19 protein-coding genes are annotated in these 21,850 nt (G+C 56.9%); 6 read left to right on the top strand and 13 right to left on the bottom strand.

Annotated elements, in window-relative coordinates; translation table 11 throughout:
• The first annotated feature begins 75 nt into the window (after positions 1–75).
• The 4 genes from MOY_RS06225 to MOY_RS06210 all read left to right on the top strand — a co-directional run bounded on the left by MOY_RS06225 (position 76) and on the right by MOY_RS06210 (position 3,925).
• On the top strand, positions 76–1,455 hold the full coding sequence (locus tag MOY_RS06225; protein WP_009097710.1) for an MFS transporter: 1,380 nt from the start codon (positions 76–78) through the stop codon (positions 1,453–1,455).
• A 102-nt stretch (positions 1,456–1,557) separates the two neighbouring features.
• The gene (ssb, locus tag MOY_RS06220) at positions 1,558–2,256 is read left to right on the top strand and encodes a single-stranded DNA-binding protein (RefSeq protein ID WP_009097708.1); all 699 of its coding nucleotides are present in this window, start codon (positions 1,558–1,560) and stop codon (positions 2,254–2,256) included.
• A 47-nt stretch (positions 2,257–2,303) separates the two neighbouring features.
• Positions 2,304–3,194: a sugar nucleotide-binding protein gene (locus MOY_RS06215; RefSeq protein WP_009097706.1), complete on the top strand. Its 891-nt coding sequence runs from the start codon at positions 2,304–2,306 to the stop codon at positions 3,192–3,194.
• Positions 3,191–3,925, top strand: coding sequence for a lysophospholipid acyltransferase family protein (locus MOY_RS06210; protein ID WP_009097704.1), 735 nt, complete (start codon positions 3,191–3,193; stop codon positions 3,923–3,925). Before MOY_RS06215 ends, MOY_RS06210 begins: the two co-directional genes overlap by 4 nt.
• A 113-nt stretch (positions 3,926–4,038) precedes the next feature.
• On the opposite strand, the gene fabB is transcribed toward MOY_RS06210, so the two are convergent.
• Both fabB and fabA read right to left on the bottom strand, forming a co-directional pair.
• Positions 4,039–5,256, bottom strand: coding sequence for a beta-ketoacyl-ACP synthase I (gene fabB / locus MOY_RS06205; RefSeq protein ID WP_009097702.1), 1,218 nt, complete (start codon positions 5,254–5,256; stop codon positions 4,039–4,041).
• 12 nt (positions 5,257–5,268) lie between these two features.
• Positions 5,269–5,784: a 3-hydroxyacyl-[acyl-carrier-protein] dehydratase FabA gene (gene fabA / locus MOY_RS06200; RefSeq protein ID WP_009097700.1), complete on the bottom strand. Its 516-nt coding sequence runs from the start codon at positions 5,782–5,784 to the stop codon at positions 5,269–5,271.
• A gap of 274 nt (positions 5,785–6,058) precedes the next feature.
• Between fabA and MOY_RS06195 the strand changes: the two genes are divergently transcribed.
• Complete coding sequence (locus MOY_RS06195; protein ID WP_009097698.1) at positions 6,059–7,897, top strand: putative bifunctional diguanylate cyclase/phosphodiesterase; 1,839 nt, start codon at positions 6,059–6,061, stop codon at positions 7,895–7,897.
• A 32-nt stretch (positions 7,898–7,929) separates the two neighbouring features.
• Here the strand turns inward: MOY_RS06195 and MOY_RS06190 are convergent, their stop codons facing one another.
• From MOY_RS06190 to MOY_RS06150, 9 genes are all read right to left on the bottom strand, one after another.
• Positions 7,930–8,448, bottom strand: coding sequence for a DUF2878 domain-containing protein (locus tag MOY_RS06190; protein ID WP_009097696.1), 519 nt, complete (start codon positions 8,446–8,448; stop codon positions 7,930–7,932).
• Entirely contained in the window at positions 8,449–9,717 is a 1,269-nt protein-coding gene (locus MOY_RS06185; protein ID WP_009097694.1) for an SAM-dependent methyltransferase, read from the bottom strand.
• Positions 9,714–10,478 (bottom strand): DUF1365 domain-containing protein, encoded by a 765-nt coding sequence (locus MOY_RS06180; RefSeq protein ID WP_009097693.1) that lies wholly within the window; start codon positions 10,476–10,478, stop codon positions 9,714–9,716. The genes MOY_RS06185 and MOY_RS06180 overlap by 4 nt, the downstream gene beginning before the upstream one ends.
• Positions 10,475–11,827: an NAD(P)/FAD-dependent oxidoreductase gene (locus MOY_RS06175; protein ID WP_009097691.1), complete on the bottom strand. Its 1,353-nt coding sequence runs from the start codon at positions 11,825–11,827 to the stop codon at positions 10,475–10,477. The genes MOY_RS06180 and MOY_RS06175 overlap by 4 nt, the downstream gene beginning before the upstream one ends.
• On the bottom strand, positions 11,824–12,609 hold the full coding sequence (locus MOY_RS06170; protein ID WP_009097689.1) for an SDR family NAD(P)-dependent oxidoreductase: 786 nt from the start codon (positions 12,607–12,609) through the stop codon (positions 11,824–11,826). Before MOY_RS06170 ends, MOY_RS06175 begins: the two co-directional genes overlap by 4 nt.
• Positions 12,610–12,668: 59 nt before the next feature.
• On the bottom strand, positions 12,669–13,100 hold the full coding sequence (locus MOY_RS06165; RefSeq protein ID WP_009097687.1) for a nuclear transport factor 2 family protein: 432 nt from the start codon (positions 13,098–13,100) through the stop codon (positions 12,669–12,671).
• Between the two features lie 36 nt (positions 13,101–13,136).
• Positions 13,137–14,549: a deoxyribodipyrimidine photo-lyase gene (gene phrB, locus MOY_RS06160; RefSeq protein ID WP_009097685.1), complete on the bottom strand. Its 1,413-nt coding sequence runs from the start codon at positions 14,547–14,549 to the stop codon at positions 13,137–13,139.
• 116 nt (positions 14,550–14,665) lie between these two features.
• Positions 14,666–15,586, bottom strand: coding sequence for a MerR family transcriptional regulator (locus MOY_RS06155; RefSeq protein ID WP_009097683.1), 921 nt, complete (start codon positions 15,584–15,586; stop codon positions 14,666–14,668).
• A 216-nt stretch (positions 15,587–15,802) separates the two neighbouring features.
• Entirely contained in the window at positions 15,803–16,867 is a 1,065-nt protein-coding gene (locus MOY_RS06150; RefSeq protein WP_050949555.1) for an NAD(P)/FAD-dependent oxidoreductase, read from the bottom strand.
• Positions 16,868–17,053: 186 nt separating this feature from the next.
• Here MOY_RS06150 and MOY_RS06145 point away from each other — a divergent pair, with 186 nt between their 5' ends.
• A complete protein-coding gene (locus tag MOY_RS06145; RefSeq protein ID WP_009097679.1) occupies positions 17,054–17,956 on the top strand; it encodes a TIGR01777 family oxidoreductase in 903 nt (300 codons plus the stop codon).
• A gap of 22 nt (positions 17,957–17,978) precedes the next feature.
• Here MOY_RS06145 and rapA read toward each other — a convergent pair whose 3' ends face one another.
• Positions 17,979–20,924 carry an RNA polymerase-associated protein RapA gene (rapA, locus tag MOY_RS06140; protein ID WP_009097677.1) on the bottom strand — a complete coding sequence of 982 codons (2,946 nt, stop codon included), beginning with the start codon at positions 20,922–20,924 and terminating at the stop codon, positions 17,979–17,981.
• 116 nt (positions 20,925–21,040) lie between these two features.
• Entirely contained in the window at positions 21,041–21,844 is an 804-nt protein-coding gene (locus MOY_RS06135) for a TlpA family protein disulfide reductase (RefSeq protein ID WP_009097676.1), read from the bottom strand.
• Positions 21,845–21,850: the final 6 nt, after the last annotated feature.

Raw genomic sequence — 21,850 nt, 5'->3', positions numbered from 1 at the left:
CCAGCCTGGGTACAAAGCGCTAGAATGGGCGGTTATCTTAGGCCGTTCGGCCCATCCACCATACACAAGGGCATTATGCGCAAGGTTTCTGCACTGCTGATGGCCACTGAACGCCGTGCAATCAGCGGCTTGGCTGGCCTCTATGCGTCTCGTATGTTGGGGCTTTTCATGGTGTTGCCGGTATTGGCGCTGTATGCCGATACGCTTACAGGGTCGACACCGCTCTTAATAGGCGTGGCCTTGGGTATTTATGGATTAACCCAAGCGACGCTGCAAATACCGTTTGGTCTGCTCTCTGACCGTATTGGCCGTAAGCGTGTTATTGCCATGGGGTTAGTCATTTTTGCGCTAGGTAGCGTTGTAGCGGCGCTGGCGGACACCATTTGGGGGGTGATTTTTGGCCGTGCGCTGCAGGGCAGCGGGGCCATAGCGGCGGCGATTATGGCGCTTCTGGCTGACCAAACGCGGGAGCAGGTGCGCACTGTGGCGATGGCCACCATTGGTTTATCGATTGGCGTGTCGTTTGCGATCGCCATGGTAATAGGGCCGCTGCTAGCGTCTTGGGCAGGGTTATCGGCGGTATTTTGGTTTACGGCCCTACTGACCTTAGTGAGCTTGTTAGTGCTTTGGCGCTGGGTGCCTCCCGCGCCGCGGCGTCTACGTCACCGCGACGTAGGCATGGATCGTCAGCAGTTGAAAAGTGTCATTACCCGCCCTGATCTTTGGCGCTTAGATGTATCCATTTTTGCCCTGCATTTGGTGCTGATGGCCATTTTTGTGGCGATACCGTTTCGGCTACTCAGTGCTGGGGTGGCGGTTGAGTACCATGGTTTGGCCTATTTAGTGGTCATGGCGCTCTCTTTTGTGGCCATGGTGCCGCTGGTGATTGTGGCTGAGAAGCGCCAGCGGATGAAGCTGATGTGCCTGCTCGCCATCGGCGCTATTGTGGTTAGTCTGGCTAGCTTGGGGTTAACGCTCTCTCAGGGACACTGGCTGTTTGTATGGCTGTTTGTGTTTTTTACCGGCTTTAATTTGCTGGAAGCGACGCTGCCTTCGATGCTCAGTAAGCTAGCCCCTGCCGGTGCTAAAGGTACTGCGATGGGAGTGTACTCCACCAGCCAGTTTTTAGGAGCATTCTTGGGCGGCACGCTTGGCGGTGTGTTGGCGCATAACTGGGGCCTTAATGCGGTGTTTATCGGCTGCGCGTGCTTGGCACTGTTATGGTGGTTGGCCATGCTGCGTATGCCATCGCCGCCGCCGTTATCCAGCGAGGTCGTTGCGCTACACGACACGCAGCCCGACGCGTTAGACCTCTTAATGGAGCATCTGGCCGACGTCGTGGGGGTTGAAGATGTAATGGTGGTGCCTGAAGAGCGCCTGATGTACCTAAAAGTGAATCGACAGCAGCTTGATCGGGCGGCCTTAATAAAGCTGATTTCGCCGCCTAAGACTTAACCCTGCTAAGCTGCTCAAGTCGGGGCAGCCGGCAGTGACGCCGATGATACCGTCGTATCGTTGGTTGATTATTTTTATGACCGATTATTAAAGGAGCGAGCTATGGCGCGCGGAATTAACAAAGTCATTTTGATTGGTAACCTGGGGCAAGACCCAGAAGTACGTTTTACCCCGTCGGGCACCGCCGTGGCTAACTTGAACCTTGCGACCTCCGACACCTGGATGGACCGTCAGAGTGGTCAGCGACAAGAGCGTACCGAGTGGCACCGCATTGTGCTGTTCAATAAAACTGCCGAGATTGCCCAGCAGTATTTGAAAAAAGGCGCCAAGGTCTACATTGAAGGCCGCCTGCAAACCCGTAAGTGGCAAGACCAGAATGGTCAGGACCGTTACAGCACTGAAATTGTTGCCAATGACATGCAGATGCTTGATGGCCGCAGTGGCGACTTCCAAGGCGGCGGTGCGCCACAGGGTAATTACTCTCAAGGGAATAATCCCCAGAATAATTATGCTCAGAATAACTATGCCCAGAATAACGCCGCACAGGGTGGGCAGCCCCAAAACGCCCCGGCTCAACATGCCCCTGCGCAAAACAGCTATGGGCAAGGCAACCCAGGTCAGACGCCGCCTGCTCAAAACGCGCCTCAGCAGCCGGGTGGTTACCCACAGCAGGGCGGCGCCCAGCGTAGCCCGCAGCCTGCTCCGCAGCAAAATCAGCCTGCCCCCGCCAACCAGAACAGCAACTACGGCGCGCCTGATCCAGGTAACTTCGACGATTTTGACGACGAAATCCCGTTTTAAGCTGGTAAGTTACTAGCACGTTCTTGGGTTGAGGGAGAGGGTCTGCCGTGAAGCTGCTGATATTAGATGCCGGGCACTGCCTAAGCTTGGCACTGGCCCGCGAGGCGAGCCGCCGCACCGACGCGGAGCTTGTTATCGAACAAGGCACGACGGTAACGGCGGCGCAATTACAGGCAATTGCGCCTGATGCGGTCATCATACCGCCGCTGGCGCATCCACTAAGCATGACGCCAGCAGCGGTCAAGGCTCATGCAGATGCAGTGGATACCTGCCTGGAGGCCTGCCAAACCCAGGAGGCTGCGCTGGTATGGTGCGTTTCCGACCAACTTTACGAAGATGGTTTTGATGTGCCGATTGATGAGCACGTCGTACCCGCCCCGCGGGATGAGTGCTTACGGCGTCTAGTAGAAACCGGCGACCGTATTCGGGCGCAGTATCAACGACATTTGATTGTGCGGCTAGGGCCGTTGTTCGCCCTTGAAGGTAGTCGTGCGTGGTTAAGCGAAATTATCGACAGCCTGATTACGGGGCAAAATGTGCGCGCGGCTGAGGATGTTGTCTTTTGCCCCACCTCAGCGGATGCAGTGGCCATGGCCTTAATGGGTATGTTACAGCAGCAGGTCTGTGGCGCCGATGCCTGGGGAGCCTACCATTTGGCAGGCACGGAGCCGGTGAGCGCCTTCACATTTACGTCCATGGTGCGAACGCAGTTAGCTACTCACTTAGAGGGGCGTGGCGAGTCGATCATCCTTGGCGATGTGCAGGCGTTAAACCACCATCATGATGCCAAACTGCGTCGAGTTTTAAACTGTCGTCGCGTATTGGATGTGTTTGGTGTGCATCAAAAGCCGTGGCGCCTTGAAGTAGGTCGCATGTTGGATGCGTGGTGTTTGACACGTGAACAGCAGAGTGATGCTGAAACAGGAGAGACGGCTTGATCAATGTGGTTCGCAGCCTATTGTTTTACTTGGGTTACTTCTCCGCCATGCTGGTGATTGGCGTGCTTTTTTTGCCCATAGCACCGTTCCTACCGCTCGCTGCCCGCTATCGCTTGCTTAACCTTTATAACTACTTTTTGATGGTGTGGTTTAAGATCGCCTGCGGTGTGCGCTACGACATCCAGGGCCGTGAGCATATTCCCGAGGGGCCCTGCGTTATTCAGGCCAATCACCAGTGTGAGTGGGAAACGGTATTTTTGCAGGTGATGAAGCCGCCGGTGTGCACGGTGCTTAAGCAGGAACTATTGAAAATACCCGTGTTTGGTTGGGGGTTAAGGTTGCTGCGGCCCATTAGTTTAGACCGATCAAAGCCCGCTAGAGCCATGAAACAGGTGCTGACCCAAGGCGTAGCGCGTTTAGGAACTGGACTTTCGGTGCTGATTTTTCCGGAAGGCACGCGCGTTGATCCTGGTATCCGCAGGCGCTATAACAAAAGCGGTAGCGTAGTGGCGTGTCGCGCGGGAGTGCCGGTGTTGCCGGTGGCGCATAACGCCGGCGAACGTTGGCCGGGGCGTAACTGGGTGAAGCAACCAGGGGTGCTGCGGGTGCGAATTGGTAAACCGATTGAAACGGCAGGGCGCACCCCCGACGAGGTGCTGGTGGACGTAGAGGCGTGGATTGAAGGGCAGCTGCAGGAGATTTCTGATGTGCCAAGGCCCACTTCCCGTTAGCTTAGCTCACCTCGCTGCTTTTCATCATCTAGTGGGTAAAAACAGTAACGGCGCCTCATGGCGCCGTTACTGTTTTGTTTATGCGTCGACCGACGCATCTTGCTTTGCTTATATCAATCGTTAAAGCGCTGGAAAACCAAGCAAGCGTTGGTGCCGCCAAAACCGAAGCTGTTGGAAAGCACGCGCTCAATGGTTACGTCATCACGACGCTGGGTTACGATATCAAAGCCGTCAGCCTGTTCATCTAGGTGCTCAATATTGGCAGAGGCGGCAACAAAGCTATGCTGCATCATCAGTAGCGAGTAAATCGCTTCCTGAACGCCCGTAGCCCCTAACGAGTGCCCAGTGAGTGATTTTGTTGAGCTCATGGCGGGGGTTGAATTGCCAAACACCTCGCGGATTGCTTTGAGCTCGGCTACATCGCCAACGGGCGTTGAGGTGCCGTGGGTATTGATGTAATCAATATCACCCGATACGGTTGCCATCGCCTGGCGCATACAGCGCATAGCACCTTCGCCAGACGGTGCTACCATGTCGTGTCCGTCGGACGTCGCGCCATAGCCCACCAGCTCGCCGTAAATTTTGGCGCCACGCGCTTTGGCGTGCTCTAACTCCTCAAGCACCAGCATGCCGCCGCCGCCTGCAATGACGAAGCCATCGCGAGCCTGGTCATAAGGGCGCGAGGCCTTCTCCGGAGTATCGTTGTATTGGGTGGAAAGAGCACCCATAGCGTCGAATAAGCAGGAGAGTGTCCAGTGCTCTTCTTCGCCACCACCTGCAAACACCACGTCCTGCTTGCCCAGCTGGATTTGTTCCATGGCGCTGCCGATACAGTGGGCAGAGGTCGCACAGGCGGAAGAGATTGAGTAGTTAACGCCCTTAATTTTAAACGGCGTTGCCAAGCAAGCGGATACCGTGCTGCCCATGGTGCGGGTAACGCGGTAAGGCCCTACGCGGCGTAGGCCTTTTTCGCGCATAACATCAGCAGCTTCCACTTGGTTGGCGCTAGAAGCACCGCCAGACCCGGCAATAAGCCCGGTACGCTCGTTGGAGACCTGCTCTTCTGTTAGCCCTGCATCTTCAATGGCCTGGGCCATGGAAACATACGCATAAGCTGCTGCATCGCCCATAAAGCGGCGCAGTTTGCGGTCAATAAGAGTATCAAGGTCGATGTCAACGCTACCCGCTACATGGCTACGAAAGCCGCGTTCGGCGTACTCTTCCTTAAAACGAATACCGCTGCGCCCGCTTTTGAGCGCGTCTAAGACCTGTTGCTGGTCGTTGCCTAAACACGACACGATGCCAAGGCCGGTGACTACCACTCGTCGCATGGGAGCCTCCTGTTAGAAATTCGCAGTGGAGGTGAATAGGCCAACGCGCAGGTCATTAGCCTGGTAAATATCGCGTCCGTCGACGGACACGGTGCCGTCGGCGATGCCTAAAATAAGCCGACGGGTAATAATGCGCTTCACATTAATGTGATACGTCACTTTTTTCGCGTCGGGTAGAATTTGGCCGCTGAATTTGACATCGCCGCAGCCAAGCGCGCGGCCACGGCCGGGGTGGCCAAGCCAGCCCAGATAGAAGCCTACGAGCTGCCACATGGCGTCCAAACCCAAACAGCCAGGCATCACAGGATCGCCTGGAAAGTGGCAGTCAAAGAACCACAGGTCAGGCGTGATATCCAGCTCTGCAATCAGCTCTCCCTTGCCATGCTCACCGCCTTCTTTATGGATGTGCGAGATGCGATCAAGCATCAACATGTTAGGAGCCGGAAGCTGTGCATTTCCGGGGCCAAAGAGCTCGCCCCGCGAGCAGGCCAGCAGTTCTTCGCGATCAAAGGAATGTTGCTTGGTCACTGAATCGTTCCGAGTATCAAAATGGTTGTTAAGCCTAGTCTACTTCTCGAAACCGCTGAATGCACGCCGTAGGCAACTTATCGTGTATTTCTACAGCTTTTTGTTTAGCGGCCGATAACCAATAACAAGATGTTTTATTCCATAATTATCGAATTTGCACAATAAACGTCCTGTTGACGTAATATACAACACGCACGTTTTACTGAGCGACAAGGTGAGCGTGCCTGCTACTCATCTCCTATTTTGATCATTTATTAGGAAGCGATTAATTTTCATGTGGCTGCCTGTTTCTCTTAATCGACCGCTGATGTGGATAGCGCTGGTGGCTCTGCCTGCCTGTGTGTGGATCCCTGATGCTGCGCTGCGTATCGTCGCAGCATGCTTAGTGGCGTTGGGCTTATGGGATGCTTGGCGCCAAGTGCGTCAGCAGCGTTTGCGCCTGCGCCTAGCTCAAGATGCCATGGGGTTGGCAAGCGATGCGATGGTGATTAGCGATGCGGAGAATCGCGTTATTGCCGTCAACCCTGCGTTTACCGACATTACTGGCTACGAAAGCCAGGAAATGATTGGCCGTAAGCTCGAAACCTTAGCCGCACCACGTCACGACAAAGCCTTTTATCAAGCCTTTTGGAGTACTTTAAAGGCCACTGGCCGCTGGGAGGGCGAAATGTGGAATCGCCGTAAGCACGGCGATGAGTATCCAGAGTGGTTGAAAGTTAGAGCGGTTACCGATAAGCGCGGTAATGTCACTCATTTTATTAACCTATTTACCGATATTTCCGCACAAAAAGCCCGCGAGCATGACCTGCGGCGTATTGGCTATGAAGACCCGCTTACTGGGTTGCCAAACCGACGCCGTTTGCATGAATTAATGTCATCGCGGCTGCGTGGCTTACGTGCAGGAGAGAGCCTAGATATGGTGCTTCTCGATATCGATGGGCTTAAATCAATCAATGACAGTCTGGGAGTTGATCAGGGCGACCGTTTGCTAGCACGTTTTGGCCAACGGCTAGCAAGCTATATGGCGGGAAGCGTGGTGGGCAGGTTAGGGGGCGATGAGTTTATGGTGATCCGCACTACCACGTTTGACGATCACGATAAGTGGGTAGCCAACCTGCGTGACCACATGTGCCGCCCGTTTGAAATTAACGGACAGTCGCTGCGCTTAGGGCTTACATTTGGTACCTGTCGAGCGCCCGAAGATGGCCGCGACTCCGCCGTGCTGTTTCAGCGTTTAGAGTCCGCGCTGTATAGCGCCAAGCGGCTAGGCCGCAATAATAGCCAGCGGTTTCGCCCTGCGCTGGATAAACAGGATAACCCTCAGCTTGCCCTAGTAAGCGACTTGCGGGCGGCACTGGTATCAGGCGATCAGTTAGAGCTGCATTATCAGACCCAGCACCACCCTGGCAATGGCGAGTTAATTGGCATGGAAGCGCTGCTGCGCTGGCGGCACCCTAAAGATGGGATGATATCGCCAGGGGAGTTTATTCCCCTCGCTGAGCGTCACGGTTTAATGGCTGAACTTGGTAGCTGGGTGATCGAAAAAGCCTGTGCTCAACAGGCGCACTGGCAACATAGTGGCATGCCAAAAATTACCGTATGGATCAATATTTCGGCGCTCCAGCTCTTTCAAGGTGATTTGGAAACCCAGCTGGCCACTTGTTTAGAGCGCTACCGGCTTCAGCCGGCGCAAATTGGCCTGGAACTGACCGAATCGGTACTGCTGGACGAACGGGCGGGTGATATGGGGCCACGGTTACAAACCTTGCGCGGGTTGGGTTATGCCATTGCGATTGATGATTTTGGCACTGGCTACTCATCGCTTGGCTACCTAAAGCGCTTGCCGGTGGATAAAATTAAGCTGGATCGGGCGTTTATTCGCGAATTACCCAACGACCAGGCCGATGCAGCCATCGTCACGGCGGTACTTGCCATGGCTGAGGGGATGGGTCTTGAGGTGGTAGCTGAAGGCGTTGAAACTAAAGAGCAGTGCGAGTTTTTAGTTGATGCTGGCTGTACTCAGGTGCAAGGTTTCTATTTTGCACGGCCGCTACCCGCTTACGAGTTAGAGCAGCGTTGGGCGCCACTGCCACTCGCCGTCGGCGTTAACTGAAAAAAGCCCCATCTGAGCTAATTGCTAAAAAACTAAGCGCTAGAAAAGTCAGGTGGGCGGCGGATTGCGTAGCGGCTAATCCCAAAGCATAGAGCCGCCCAGATAACCGCCTGGGCAGGCAGTAGCCAGGGGGCTAGCCCCACGTCGGCAATCGCAGCGCCCCCTAGGTAAGAGAGCGGCCCGCTGATGGCGCCGCAGGCAGCGGCAATCAGCGGGTAGCGCCAGAGCCAGGCAAGGGAGTGAAACACCAGCGTTGCAAACAGCGGCCAGAGCATCCACAGCCACAGCGGCAGTAAGCCTGCTACTAGTGCATGTCCGCTAAAATCAAACCCTCCCGCTAAGTGCAAGCCACCATCAATAGCTAGCCCTAACAAGGCAAGAGTGCCAATAAAACGCCATTCGCTGGGTTTGGCGCAGCGCCAGAAATGCCAGCCTAATAATCCAGCGCCAGCGAAGGCTGCCACCCAAGATCCCCCTACCACGCATAACAGCCAGCCAGCCTCAAAGCGCAGTGCGTTGAACAGTAGGTCGCGCCAGCGCTGTGTGGCCACTTACAGCGCACCCATAAGCGGTACTGGCTTGGCGGCAGGCTTGGCTAACAATAGGTGACAGGTGCCAATGGAGCGCTCGATAAAGCCTCCCTCGCAGTAGCATAGGTAGTAGCGCCACATGCGGATGAAGCGCTCGTCGTAGCCCTGCTGCCGCACCTGTTCAAGGCTGGCCTCAAAGCGATGTCGCCACTCGCGCAGCGTGCGGGCATAGTGCTGACCAATTTCGTCTAATGCGACCACGTTAAGTGAGGTTTTGCGCGTTACGCTGGCGAGCATCGCGTGGTGCGAAGGTAGAAAGCCGCCGGGGAAAATGTAGCGTTTGATAAAGTCCATTTCCCGCTTGGCTTCTTCAAAGCGTTGATCACGAATCGTGATCGCCTGCAGCATGGCTTGACCATCGTCGGTCAGCAGGCTGTCGACTTTTTCCAGGTAGGTGTTGAGGTATTGGTGGCCGACGGCTTCGATCATTTCCACCGAGATCAGCCGGTCATAGCGCCCCTTTAAGGCTCGGTAATCCTGTTTGAGTAGCGTGATTTGCGCTTCTAACCCCTCTTCTTTAATGCGTTGGGCAGTGTGGGCATACTGCTCGTCAGAAATCGTTGTGGTGGTGACCCGACAACCGCGGGTTTTCGCCGCGTGGATGGCAAGCCCGCCCCAGCCAGTGCCAATTTCTAACAGGTGATGCTCGGGCTGAACATCAAGCTTTTCCAGCATGATATCGAGCTTATAGGTGGAGGCTTCTTCCAGGCTGGCTTCCGGATAAGGGAACACGGCGCTGGAGTACATCCAGTGGCGCTGGTCTAAGAATGTGGCGAACAGGTCGTTGCCAATGTCGTAGTGCGCCGAAATATTGCGCTTAGATCCCGTAACGCTATTGCGCTGGAAACGGTAGGCGAACCCTAACAGCCAGCGTGCTATGCGAGCGCTGCCGTTTTCCATTTTACCGTTCACTTGTTCCAAGTTAGCGGCAAATAGGCGTACCAGAGCGACGAGATCATCGGCATCCCAGTCGCCATCCATGTAGGATTCCGCAGCGCCTACCGTGCCGCCAAAGGCGAGGCGCTTCCAGGCGCGGGAGTGACGAATAACCACGGTGACCTGCAGCGGCCCTTCCTGCCCGAGATGGTGGCACTGTTCGCCCTCAATCAGCGTAATCCGACCGCCCCGAAAGGCGTTCAGCTGGGCCATTAAGCGAGGCTTAAGCCAGCGAGTAAAGCGGTCCTGACGAGCCGTTTTGCTAGTCGGGGGCGTGGTACGCAGGGTCGTCATTTTGAAGTCTCCTTGCGCTTGGGGTGGTTATAAACGGGGATGCGCTTAAGCCACAGGCGTAGCGCTTCAAAATGGATTCCCGCGACTGTTTTTATACTCATGAAGGGCTGCCGTGCCAGCGTTGCGAGTAGTACCCGACGGGTGGCGGGTGCCGCGTCTAACATCAACGTGGCGTCAAAGTGACGTGCTCCGTCTTGCCAGTTTTCCATGTGCAGGTAGAGCTTTTCGCCGGGGCGGTTAAACTTCCAGCGGTAGTCCATTTCCATCGGGTTAAACGGTGATACGTGCATCGCTTTTTGAAAGTGTGCCTGGTGGCTATGCCGTGAAGGCTCGACGCTGCAGGCGTAGCACGTGCGCTCACGCCAGGGCATGTTGGTGACCTCCCCAAGCACCGCCGCTAATCTGCCCGCGTGGTCGTAGGCGTAGTAAACCGAAATAGGATTGAATACGCTGCCTAACGTGCGCAGCTGGGTAAGCACAAAAATTCGACCGTCCGGCGCGCTGCCCAGTTGGCGGGTTAGCTCTTCGCGAACAGCGGTTCGCAAAGGACGGTCGGTGGGGGCTAGATAATCCTCACGACGAAAACGCGCCAGGGCTGGGCCGCGAGCGCTAAAGCCGGGTACCTTGTCGAACAGCGTTGGCAGCTCTTCGAGGTCAAGCCACGCCATCCATACGTGATAGTTAAAGGCGTGGTGTTGGGGCGTAAAGCGCCGGTGGCGCAGCGTGCCGCGATAAATGCGCGAGCGGGGCGCAGTAATCATCCCAGCCCCTCCCCAACGCTGTTGTTGGGCATTAGCTCCTGGGCAGGAAGCGCGCTGGGGCTTTCCAGCGGTGTGGCGGCTTCATCACAGCCTAGCGCTTGGGCAACCCTAAGTGCGCTCCATACGCCATCTTCGTGAAAGCCATTGCGCCAGTAAGCACCGCAGAAGTGGGTTCGCCTGGCGGGCGAGGAGATGTCTGAGTGGCGCTGCTGGGCTGCTTGACCTGCCAAGGTGAACTGAGGGTGGGCATAGGTATAACGCCCCAATACTTTGCCGGAGTCGATACTCGCAGAATCATTAAGCGTAACGCAGAACGTCGTGTCACTCTCCAGGCGTTGCAGGATATTCATGTTGTAGGTAACTGAAACACGCTCTTCAGCCCCGCGGCCATCCAGCCGATAGTTCCAGCTGGCCCATGCCCGCTGCCGACGGGGGAGCAGTGCCGTGTCGGTGTGCAGTACCACTTCATTATCCTGGTAGGGCATGGCGCCGAGAATGTCGCGCTCTGCGGGCGTCGGGTCGCCCAGCATGGCCAGCGCTTGGTCGGCGTGGCAGGCCAGCACCACTTGGTCAAAGTGCTGGGTACCTTGAGCGGTGGTAATCATAACGCCCGTATCGGAACGGATAATACGCGTTACCGGGGTGTTTAGGTGAATACGCGAGGCATAGGGGGCCGTGAGGTTCGGTATATAGCGCTTAGAGCCGCCGACCAAGGTGTACCACTGTGGGCGATGGTTGACCGACAATAGTCCGTGATTGCGGAAAAAGCGTACAAAAAAGGCCAGCGGGAACGCGCGCAGGTCACCAATGCTTGCCGACCAAATCGCGGCACCCATAGGGAGCAGGTAACGTCGCTGAAAGGCGTAACCGTAGCCGTTTTTATCCAGGTACTCGCCTAGCGTCATTTCGCTAGGCAGGCGCTGGCTCTCTAAATCAGCGGTGGCCTGTTTGTTAAAGCGTAAAATATCCCTGAGCAGGCGATAAAACGCCGGGCGCAGCAGGTTACGGCGCTGGGCAAACAGCGAGCCCAGCGTGTGACCGTTGTACTCAAAGTCGACATCAGTCTCATGCACTGAGAAACTCATCTCGGTGGCCTGGCTTGGCACGCCGAGCGTTTCCAGCAGGCGCTGAAAGTGAGGGTAGGTCCAGTCGTTAAAGACGATAAAGCCGGTGTCGATGGCGTAAGGCTTGCCGTCGACTTCAACGTCCATAGTGGCCGTATGGCCGCCTAAACGACTATCGGCTTCAAACAGGGTTACTTCGTGTTGGGCGGATAAATACCAGCCTGCCGCCATACCGCTGATGCCGCTGCCAATAATGGCGATGCGCTGGGATGCTGTGCCGCTCATTGCTGTTCCTCTTGGCGGCGCGTCATGCGAAGGCCGATATAGCGCCGTATTGCGGGGGGTAAAATGCCCAAAAATTTGACGATGTAGGTAAAGCGCCGGGGAAAATGAATATCCAGCCGCCCCTTAACAAGGCCTGCAATGATCGCATCGGCCGCTTCATCGGCGGAGACTTGCATGGGCATCGGAAAGTCGTTGCGATCGGTAAGCGGCGTTTTAACGAAACCTGGATGTATCAAGCTGACATCAATGCCTTCTTGGTCGAGATCCAAGCGCAAAGATTCTAAAAAATAACTAACCGCCGCTTTAGAGGCGCCGTACGCCTCTGCTCGGGGCAGCGGTAAATACGCTGACGCGCTTGAGGTGGCGGCTAGCCGTGCAGGCTTGCCCTCTTTCCGCGCTGCCCGTAATAGCGGCAGTGCAGCTTCCACGCCATATAGCGTGCCAAACACATTTGGCGCGAACACACGCTCTACGAGCGCCATATCAAAATGCTGCGCATTGAGATATTCACAGGTGCCGGCGTTAAATAGTGCGATATCCAGTGCACCTAGCCATTGTCGAATCTGTTCGCCAGCGTCAAGGACAGCCTGCCGATCACTTATATCAAGCGGTAGCGAGTAAGCATTGCTATGGCCGTCACATAGCGCATTAAGCGCTTCTTGATTACGCGCGCTGAGAACGACCTGGTGACCCTGAGCGATGAGCTTTTTGGCCAATGCCTCGCCGATGCCGGAGGTGGCGCCGGTCAGCCAGATACGCTGGGGCGTTTTCCATGTGCTCATCGTGCCTCTCCTGGTGCTCCCTGCTGGCACGAAAAGTGTGTGCTTAAGCAAAAGGGATGTTAATTAAGGCGATGTTTCAGCCAGCGTATGACCTGTCCCATGAGTGGCAAGTGCTCATAGAGCATTGCCCCGGCGTCAAAGTAGTCGCGGTGCTGGGTGACTCGCCCGTCATCAGCAAACGTTAAGGCGCTACACCCCGCTACACGAACCGGTTTGCCACGGGCTAAACGTGGGTGCACGAACTCCATGGTCCACGTTACAAACGCCTGCTTACCCTGTTGTTGCTGCGTGTGATAAGTAAATTGGCAGCGCTCGACGTTCTCGTACATCGTGGCGAAGTAGCGCGATAGCGCCTCACGCCCCTGAATGTGATGCAGCGGATCGTTGAAGACAACTTCCTCAGTATATACCTCGTATAGCTTTTCTGTACACGTTTTGTCTAGTTTGTTAAAAAAGGCACAGAAACGTGCCACGGCTTGCTCGTTAGGCATGGGGTTCTCCTTTCCTGTGGCACAGAGGTTCAGCCGCTATTTAGAGAGCGCTTTAAAAGCGTCCAGCGCACGCTGACGGGCGGCTTTGTGGTCAACGATAGGCGCTGGGTAGTCCAGCTGAGTAAGCATATCGCGTGGTGGAGCGTGGCGCGCTTTCGCTGGCAAGCTTTCCAGCGCTGGTAGCCAGTGGGCGATAAACTCCCCCTCTGCGTCAAAGCGGGTTGACTGTGTAGTGGGGTTAAAAATGCGGAAATAAGGCGCTGCATCGGTACCAGTAGAGGCCGCCCACTGCCAGCCGCCGTTATTGGCGCAGAACTCACCATCGACTAAATGGCGCATAAAAAATGCTTCACCACGGCGCCAGTCGATCAGCAAATGCTTGCTCAAGAACATTGCGGTGACCATCCTTAGCCGATTATGCATCCAGCCGGTTGCCACTAGCTGGCGCATAGCGGCATCTACCAGCGGGTAGCCGGTACGCCCTTCGCACCACGCCTTAAAGTCCTCGTCGTCATCACGCCACTGTAGCTGCTGGGTATGCGCTTGGAACGGCTGATAGCGGCACACTTGAGGAAACCCCACCGCCACGTGCTGATAGAACTCCCGCCAAATAAGTTCACTCACCCAGGTGGTTAGGCCCGCATCGCCATCGGCTAAATGGCCGCCGTTTTCGCTCATTACCGCTTGTAAGCATTGACGATAGGAGAGCATTCCCAGCGCTAGGTAGGGTGAAAGCTCGCTGGTGCCGTGTACCTTGGGCAGGTCGCGCTGGGCCTTATAGTGACGGCCACGAAAACGTAAAAAGCGCTCTAGGTTATCGCTGGCGGCGCTTTCGCCAGCTGGCCACAAGCGCGCATCCACTGGTTCGTCATCAAGCGTTGGTCGCTCGGGTAGCGGGTCGCTTTCGATGGCTAATGGCGTCTGCACGTTAGGGGTGTCGCGGAGCGCTAGCTGCTCGGCGGTAATCTGCTTGTGCCAAGCTTTGGAAAATGGGGTGAAAACGCCGTAATAATCGCCTTTGCCGGTTAATAGGCTGCCGGGGGCGAAGGCAATCCCGTCGTGGTGCGCTTGAACGTTAATTCCGTGCTGCTTGAAGGCCTCTCTAACGGCCCGATCGCGATGCTGCTCGTTCAACGGGTACTCAATGTTGAAGTGGAGCTGCTCTACGTTATGCTCGCGAGCAATATCCAGCAATACCTGTGGTGCCTCTTCGTACGCGTCAATATCGCGGTGCAGTAAGGGAATATTAAGCCCGTTAAGCGACTCTTTGATAGCCGCCACGCCGCGCGCCCAGAAGTCGATTTTATTAGCGCCATGGCCGTGGGATTGCCACTGCTTAACGCTGCGCAAAAAAATGGCGACAACCGGCCCCTTGGCCGCGGCAGCCGCGAGCGCTGAGTTGTCGTGAATACGCAGATCGCTGCGCAACCATACTAGCTGTACGTTCATAGCGGCTCCTGCAAAGGGCTCAAAATTGCGCTAAAAAATTGGCCGCTGCCCTATCGGGTAAGCGGCCATATTATTAATGCGACGTTACAAATACTTCAGCGACTTAACACCGCCACTTAAAGAATGCCAGATTCACGCAGCAGCGGGCGCAGCCGTGCGATCGCTTGGGGTAGATCATCCCCTAGCATGTGAACAGGGCCGTCGTTTAATTCACCCTCCCTTAACCTCGCTACTTCACCGCATACGCCAATGGGCACATTCAATGATTGAGCCGCCTGTGGCAGCGCCTGGCGAATATAGTCATCGCTTTCCCGCTGGCCGCTGGAGAGCAGCACCACGGAGGAGTGAAGCCGAGCCACCGCTTGGGGAAGGTCGGCCAGCGCCAGAGAGTGATCGAGCAGCTGTACGCGGTAGCCCTGTTCGCTGGCCATCAGCGCGCACATTAATACCCACAGCGGGCCTGGATCGTCAGGCATAGCACTGAGCAGAATCAGCGGCCCGCGAGTAGCCTGGTTGGCATAGTGGAGCCGAATACCGACCTGGCTGCGTAAAAAGGCTTCAAAGGTGCGGCGCACAAGATCATCGGGTTGTGATGCCCATTTTGCTTCCAAGGACAGAATAACCGGCTGCCATAGCTCATTAATGGCCACGCTAAGCGGGTAGAGTGCCAAGCTTTGGTAATACAGCGCTTCTAGCTTGGGCAAGTCAACCGCTTCAATGACTGACTGGAGCTGTTGACGCTGGCTGGTCCAGTCGCCTGCTGCTGGGGCGGGCGTTTCCACCGCTTCCGGCTGGTCAAGCAAATCCACGACCTGGCTGACGGGTACCCCACGGTTGAGCCACTGCAGAATGCGCTCGATACGGGTTATATCGTCTTGGGCATAAAGCCGATGGCCTTTGGGGGTGCGTTGCGGTCGAATTAAACCATAGCGTCGCTCCCAGGCACGAAGGGTGACCGAGTTCACACCCGTTAAACGGGAAACTTCCCGTATCGGATAGAGAGGGGTATCGGGTGGGTGGGTCGCCTTGTTGCTCATGGGCGCCATTGCCTCTTGGTTGCCTGCAGCCGGTGCCGCAGGGGTCTGTCTATAATTGCCGTAACAAGGTCATAACGCGGATAGAGCGTCTTGTCACAAAATCGGATAGCGAGTAATCGATTAAATAGTTGCACGCTATTATAGGCCCCTTTGTACAACTTGTAGCTAGTAGGTACAACCTTTGCTGTGCTTACTGATGAGTATGCTGGCCTTGCACTATTGAACCGACCGGGCTAATAGTGCGTGGGCTAACTCAAAACCAGAAAGCCAAGCACCCTCTACACGGCTGCCGCGAAAGCTGTCGCCGCAGAGCGCTAAGCCCTGCTCGCTGTATAGGTATGATTGCTGGCCAGCCTCTGCGGGCTGGGCATACCGCCAGCGGTGGGCGCCTAAGTCAATCAGTTCAGGCAACGCCGTGCCATTTGGAAAGAGCGCCGTAAAAGCCGAGAGCAGTTGCTGGGCCGCGACATCACTTGCCAATTCAATATTTGTATCGCTCCACGCCACTTGCGCCAGCAGGCTTATGCTCTCTGGCTGCTGTTCACGGCCAGGTTTGCTGCTATTGCGTGTCGCCAAGCGCAGCGCTTCATGGCCTGTCTCTACGGTGTGCCAATTAGGTACGACACCTTCAATAGGCGGGAGGGGAGAGGCGAAAATGGCCCAGCCTGCCCAGCAGCCGCGCTGTGGTTTGTCTTTGCAGGCCGCTGCCAGGGCGTCGTCCCAGTCGGCGACGAGCGCATAAGCCTGGGGCGGTGGTGCGCTGATGATCACTGCCGCGAACGGGCCGTAGGTGGCGCCGTGCTGATCGATGAGCTGCCAGCCGTCCGATGTTTTTTCAAAGGCTGCAATTGGGGTTTCAAAGGCCAGCGTGGTGTTGGGCAGTGAAGAGAGTGCTTCCGCCATATGGCGGGTAATGGCACTCATCCGAGGAGCCCCGGCGTAGCGCAGCTGATCATCGTTATGCGTTTGCCAACCGCTTGAGCTAGCCTGATAACGGTTGGCAGGCCAAAGCGCTGCGCAGCCAGCAAGCTGCCACTCTTTTACCGCTTGCGCAAAACGCGGGTCACGAACGGTAAAAGCTTGGGCACCCAAATCGAGCGTTGCCTGAGGCCGTCGCTTGCTAGACATACGGCCGCCGGGGCCGCGCGCCTTATCAAATAGTGAGACGCTAAGGCCCTTTTTTGCCAGTTCATGGGCGCAGACAAGTCCCGATACGCCTGCGCCAATAACGGCCACAGCGCAAGGCGCCGAAAGAGTAAGAAGCGACGGTGATGCAGCCATAAAACCTCGCAGCGCTAAAAATGAATAAAGCGATAAAGAGTAAGAAGCTAACGCCTGCTGAACGCTGAAAATCTTTTAAGTATTTGATTGTAGCACTTGTGTATAAATATCGTACAATAAGTTTGTGCGCTTAACCAGTGTTACGCCAGGCGGCGCCTACTTCCTTTCATCCACAGGAGCGACACGATGCGGGTACTAATAACTGGAGGCAGCGGCTTTGTTGGTCAACGACTATCCGAGCAGCTTGTAGCGGTAGGCCACGACGTTCAAGTGGTATCCCGCGCGCCTCATAACGTGCGGGACCGGCTGCCGGCGACCTGCGATATCCGCGATAGCGCTCAGGCGTTTGTGGATACGCCACCGGATGCGCTGGTCAACCTAGCGGGTGAGTCGATTGCTGCCAAACGTTGGAGCGACAGTCAAAAAAACGAGTTGATTCGTTCGCGGGTGGAGAGTACAGCGCAATTGGTGATGCTCTGCGAGCAGTTGCAAGCCAACGGCCAGCCACTGCCCAAGGTGATGGTGAGCGGCTCGGCGATGGGCTATTACGGTGACCAGGGTAGTAAGGTGGTGGATGAAGCAACGCCGCCAAATGACGAGTTTGCCCATCGGCTTTGCGAGCAGTGGGAAGCGGCGGCGAAGCCCGTGGAGGCGCTTGGCGTTCGCTTAGCGCTACTGCGCATTGGCCTGGTGCTGGATGCTGGCGGCGGCACGCTTCAGAAAATGGTGCCCCCGTTTAAGCTGGGGTTGGGGGGCCGCTTTGGTGATGGCAAGCAGTTTATGCCGTGGATTCACCGCGATGACTTGGTCGCGGCGATTATCTTCCTGCTGAATGAGTCGGCGCTCTCTGGGGCCTTCAACGGTAGCGCACCGCACCCGGTGACGAATGCGGCGTTTACCCAAACGCTGGCTAAGCAGCTGCATCGCCCCGCCATTTTTCCGGTGCCTGCCTTTGTGCTTAAAGCAGGTTTTGGTGAGATGTCGCAGCTGCTGCTCACCGGTGCAGATATGCGTCCCTCGCGCCTTGTCGAGGCCGGTTTTACCTTCCAGTATCCGACTCTCGACAAAGCGTTAGCCGCCATCTTCTAATCGCAGGCTGTTTTAGGAGACGTTAGGCATTGGGGTCAACGGTGATGACAACCCGCACGGAGTCCAGCCGTAAGCGAGTGTTCTCAATCGCATCGCTCAATGCCTGGCGCTCCTGTTTCAACGCCTCAAGCTCCTCGGTGCGCACCGCTGGGTTGTGCTCCGCCAAGGCGGTCAAGCGGGCAAGCTCACTGTCCAGCTGGGCGCGCATGCGGATTTCGGCCGCTTCTATAATGCTAGGCAGCTCACGTTCGGCTTCGCCCTCACCCTGAATCAACAGGTCGCGCAGCTGATCATGGCGGCTCTTGATCAGGTCCCGCGCCAGCGATTTATTAACCTTCTGCAGGTTCTTGCCAAGGCCCGTGAAGGAAATTTTGCTGGTTAGATTGGCGCCTGACTCATCCAGCAGCACGCGAATCGCCGTCGGCGGTAAGAAGCGGTTAAGGTGCAGCGATTTTGGCGCCGGACAGTGGGTGCGGAACACCAGCTCGGCCATTAGTCGACCGCTGGGGATCGCCGGATGGCGCAGCAGCGCCAGCGCGGTATTGCCCATGGTGCCATCTAATATGCGCTCCATCATTTCGCGCAGTAGTGGGTGCTCCCAGGAGAGCCGCTGTACGTCGTCTCGGGCCAGTGCCAGGGCGCGGCTGTAGGTCGCCGAGAAGCCCTCTTCGCCTTTCACTAGCCCGGGCAGGCCATCGAGCATGTGTTGGCTTGGCTGGAGGTAGAGCAGACCGTTGCCAATCTCTTGGCTGTCGACGCCAAAAATATCCAGCGCCCGTTCCACAAACTTGGGCAGTGCAGGGTCTTCATCAAGCTCGCGCACTGCGTCACTCACCTGCTTGGCGCGAGCAGGGCGACAGGCATTTAGCTCCAGCAGACGGTTGCGACCGGCGTCACGTTCGGCCAGTTTGGCGGTGAACATTTGCCGCGTCTCTTCGATGATTTCATCGAGCATTTCATCGTCAAGCAGGGCGTCGGCAAGGGCATCGCCAAACGCATCGAAGAGCTCGCTACCGATACCGTGGGGCGCGCTGAACGCGTCCATACCTTCGTGATACCAGCGCAGCAGCCGCTCGCCGGGGCTGCCAGTAAAGGTCGGCGCGTGAAGTTCGATAGCGTGGCGCTGGCCAATACGGTCGAGACGGCCAATGCGCTGCTCCAGCTGGTCGGGGTGCTGGGGCATATCAAACATTACCAAGTGGCGGCAGAACTGGAAATTGCGCCCTTCGGAGCCAATCTCCGAGCACACCAGCACTTGGCAGCCCTCCTCTTCATCGGCAAATGCTGCTGCGGCACGGTCGCGCTCCACCAGCGATAAGCCTTCGTGGAAGACGGGGGCCTGGTAGCCACCGAGTACGCGCAGCGCCTCGGCAAGCCCTTCTGCCGTTTCGCGGTGGTGGGCAATCACCAGTACTTTGTCGTTGGCAAAGCCCGTTTCGCTATCGTCGCTGAGCTTCTCAAGCAGCCAATTGACGCGTGGATCAATGTGCCACCAGGGCTCGCTGTTTAGCGGGTCGTTGCTTAATTCCCGGTACATGGCGTCTGGGTAGATCAGCACATCGGGATGATCCATGCCGGTTTCGATCAGCAGTTCATCCAGATAATCCTCATCGCGCTCAAGGCGGCGCACTACCCGTCGATAGGCGGAGGGCAGCTCAAGCGCTTCAAGGTGCATGCGGCGTTCGGGGAAGCCTCCCACATGACGACGGCTGTTGCGGAACATCACCCGGCCCGTGCCGTGGCGGTCAAGCAGCGCGTCGCGCAGCTGGGCGCGGGCGGCATCCTGCTGCTCGGCACTGGCTTCTGGGTTACATAGGGTCGCTAGCAGGGCTTGGCTGTCGCGGTCATCCGCGACGGCTTCTACGCGGCTGCGCGCTTGCGTGGCGCTGGGCAACTCATCCAGAGCATCAATGGCGCTGGCCACGCCAATGTAGTGACGCTCTTCGTCTTTGAAGCGCTCGATATCGTGGTAGCGCTCGGCATCCAGCAAACGCAGGCGGGCAAAGTGGCTCTCAACGCCCATCTGTTCTGGCGTGGCGGTGAGCAGTAGCAGGCCGGGAATCTCGGCGGCGAGCTGTTCAACGCACTGATAACCCGGGCCGCTTCCCTCGCTGCTCCAGTCCAGATGGTGCGCTTCATCCACAATCAGCAGGTCAAAGCGGCTGGCCAGCGCCTGGTCCTGGCGGTGAATGTTGGCAAACAGCCAGCCTTGGCTAGCCAGCACGATCTGGGCGCTCTCAAACGGATTAGCGCTACCGTGGGCTTGGCTTTGATGCTCGTCCAGCAGGCTGACGTTGAGCGAAAAGCGGCGTAAAAGCTCGACCAGCCATTGGTGAGTGAGGCTATCTGGCACCAGAATCAGCGCCCGTTCTATGCGGCCAGTGAGCAGCAGGCGGTGCAGAATCAGGCCAGCTTCGATGGTTTTACCCAGCCCGACTTCATCGGCCAACAGTACCCGAGGCGCGTGGCGGCCAGCGACTTCATCAGCGATATAGAGCTGGTGAGGAATCAAGTCGATACGTGGCCCGGCAAAGCCAAGGGCGCTGTGCTGTTCGATGCGCTGGTAGTGGTGCAAGGTACGAAAGCGCAGATCGAACCAGTCGTTGCGGTCTACTTGGCCGGTCAATAAACGGTCCCGGGCTTGATCGAACTGCATGGTATCGGCCAGCTTAGCTTCCGGCAGTTCACGCGGGTTACCTTCGCTGTCTTCGCCAATATAAGTGATTAAACCGCCAGACTCTTTGCTGTCATCCACCAGCATCTGCCAGCCATCGGCGGAGAGCACGCGGTCGCCGCTGCCGAACATCACGCGGGTTAACGGTGCTTGACGTGTGTTGTAGGTACGGGTTTCCTGGCTGGCACTGAACAAAATGGTAACGCTACGGGCGTCGCAGTTAAGCACGGTGCCGAGTCCAAGCTCAGCCTCGCCGTCACTAATCCAGCGCTGGCCGGGAGAAAAATCGCTCATGATGCCTCAGGGAAGTCTTCAAAACGGGGGCGCATGCCACCGGGAAGATTCACCGGTGGCAACACAGGGCGGGGGATTCTAACGCAAAGCAGCGGGGGGATTAAGGTCTATTGGCGTCAATCTTCCAACCAGCGGGCTAATTGCGTACGCGTGAGTTCGCCCACATGGACATCCAGCGTGTTGCCCTGTCGATCAAACAACACCGTGGTGGGTAAGCCAGGCGCCTGGAACTGCGCCATTAAGGTTTGGCTTGGGTCGCGCAGCGCGTAGCGAAATATTAGCCCCTGCTCATCCAGGTAGCGCACGATCGGTAGCAAATCTTCGCCCTGGTTCGCAATAACAACGCTGACGTCGTCACGTTGGGCGGCTTCTTCCAAAAGCGGCATTTCCCGCAGGCAGGGTGGGCACCAGGTGGCCCATAGGTTGACGATAATCAGGTCGCCGCTTTCAGTCAGCGATGGCAAATGCACCGGATTGCCGTCGACATCTTCTAGGGTGACATCCGGCAGCGCCTCAACGGCAAACTGATTGCCAAGGGGGGCGAGTGTTACCACCACAAGCCACAGGCTAGAAGCGCCGACGAGCATCGCTAGGGCGCCTATCATTGACAGCAGGTGTGCGCGCAGCGACCAGGCCGTCCAGAGTAATCCCGCGAGTAACCCGCCCAAACCGTGATAGCCGGGTTGCCACAGCTTTAAGGCGTCTAGCGGCACGGCGCTGAAACTTTCCCAGTTAAGCGCGACGTAGGCCGCCCGCGCGCCCACTAGCCACACTAGCATCAGCCCATTGAACCAGCGGCCGTGCTGGCGCGCCGATACGCCCAGTAAATAGCGGCTGGCCAACAGCAGCAGCAGCGCGCAGCCAATGGCATATAGCCGCGGCAGTGAGATGAGGAGTGGGCCGAGGGCAATCGCGTTCATGGTTTT

The sequence above is a fragment of the Halomonas sp. GFAJ-1 genome, from assembly GCF_000236625.2.
Taxonomy (GTDB): Bacteria; Pseudomonadota; Gammaproteobacteria; order Pseudomonadales; family Halomonadaceae; genus Vreelandella.
The sequence above is the reverse complement of the archived record's forward strand: the minus strand, read 5'-3'. Positions and strand labels throughout refer to the sequence as shown.

Excerpts from the sequence above, each read along its gene's own strand:
- MOY_RS06170 (WP_009097689.1), bottom strand. The coding sequence starts at position 12,609 with ATGAGCACATGGAAAACGCCCCAGCGTATCTGGCTGACCGGCGCCACC.
- MOY_RS06175 (WP_009097691.1), bottom strand. The coding sequence starts at position 11,827 with ATGAGCGGCACAGCATCCCAGCGCATCGCCATTATTGGCAGCGGCATC.
- MOY_RS06135 (WP_009097676.1), bottom strand. The coding sequence starts at position 21,844 with ATGAACGCGATTGCCCTCGGCCCACTCCTCATCTCACTGCCGCGGCTA.
- MOY_RS06145 (WP_009097679.1), top strand. The coding sequence starts at position 17,054 with ATGCGGGTACTAATAACTGGAGGCAGCGGCTTTGTTGGTCAACGACTA.
- MOY_RS06225 (WP_009097710.1), top strand. The coding sequence starts at position 76 with ATGCGCAAGGTTTCTGCACTGCTGATGGCCACTGAACGCCGTGCAATC.
- rapA (WP_009097677.1), bottom strand. The coding sequence starts at position 20,924 with ATGAGCGATTTTTCTCCCGGCCAGCGCTGGATTAGTGACGGCGAGGCT.
- ssb (WP_009097708.1), top strand. The coding sequence starts at position 1,558 with ATGGCGCGCGGAATTAACAAAGTCATTTTGATTGGTAACCTGGGGCAA.
- MOY_RS06165 (WP_009097687.1), bottom strand. The coding sequence starts at position 13,100 with ATGCCTAACGAGCAAGCCGTGGCACGTTTCTGTGCCTTTTTTAACAAA.
- phrB (WP_009097685.1), bottom strand. The coding sequence starts at position 14,549 with ATGAACGTACAGCTAGTATGGTTGCGCAGCGATCTGCGTATTCACGAC.
- MOY_RS06180 (WP_009097693.1), bottom strand. The coding sequence starts at position 10,478 with ATGATTACTGCGCCCCGCTCGCGCATTTATCGCGGCACGCTGCGCCAC.
- MOY_RS06155 (WP_009097683.1), bottom strand. The coding sequence starts at position 15,586 with ATGAGCAACAAGGCGACCCACCCACCCGATACCCCTCTCTATCCGATA.
- MOY_RS06195 (WP_009097698.1), top strand. The coding sequence starts at position 6,059 with ATGTGGCTGCCTGTTTCTCTTAATCGACCGCTGATGTGGATAGCGCTG.
- fabB (WP_009097702.1), bottom strand. The coding sequence starts at position 5,256 with ATGCGACGAGTGGTAGTCACCGGCCTTGGCATCGTGTCGTGTTTAGGC.
- MOY_RS06185 (WP_009097694.1), bottom strand. The coding sequence starts at position 9,717 with ATGACGACCCTGCGTACCACGCCCCCGACTAGCAAAACGGCTCGTCAG.
- MOY_RS06150 (WP_050949555.1), bottom strand. The coding sequence starts at position 16,867 with ATGGCTGCATCACCGTCGCTTCTTACTCTTTCGGCGCCTTGCGCTGTG.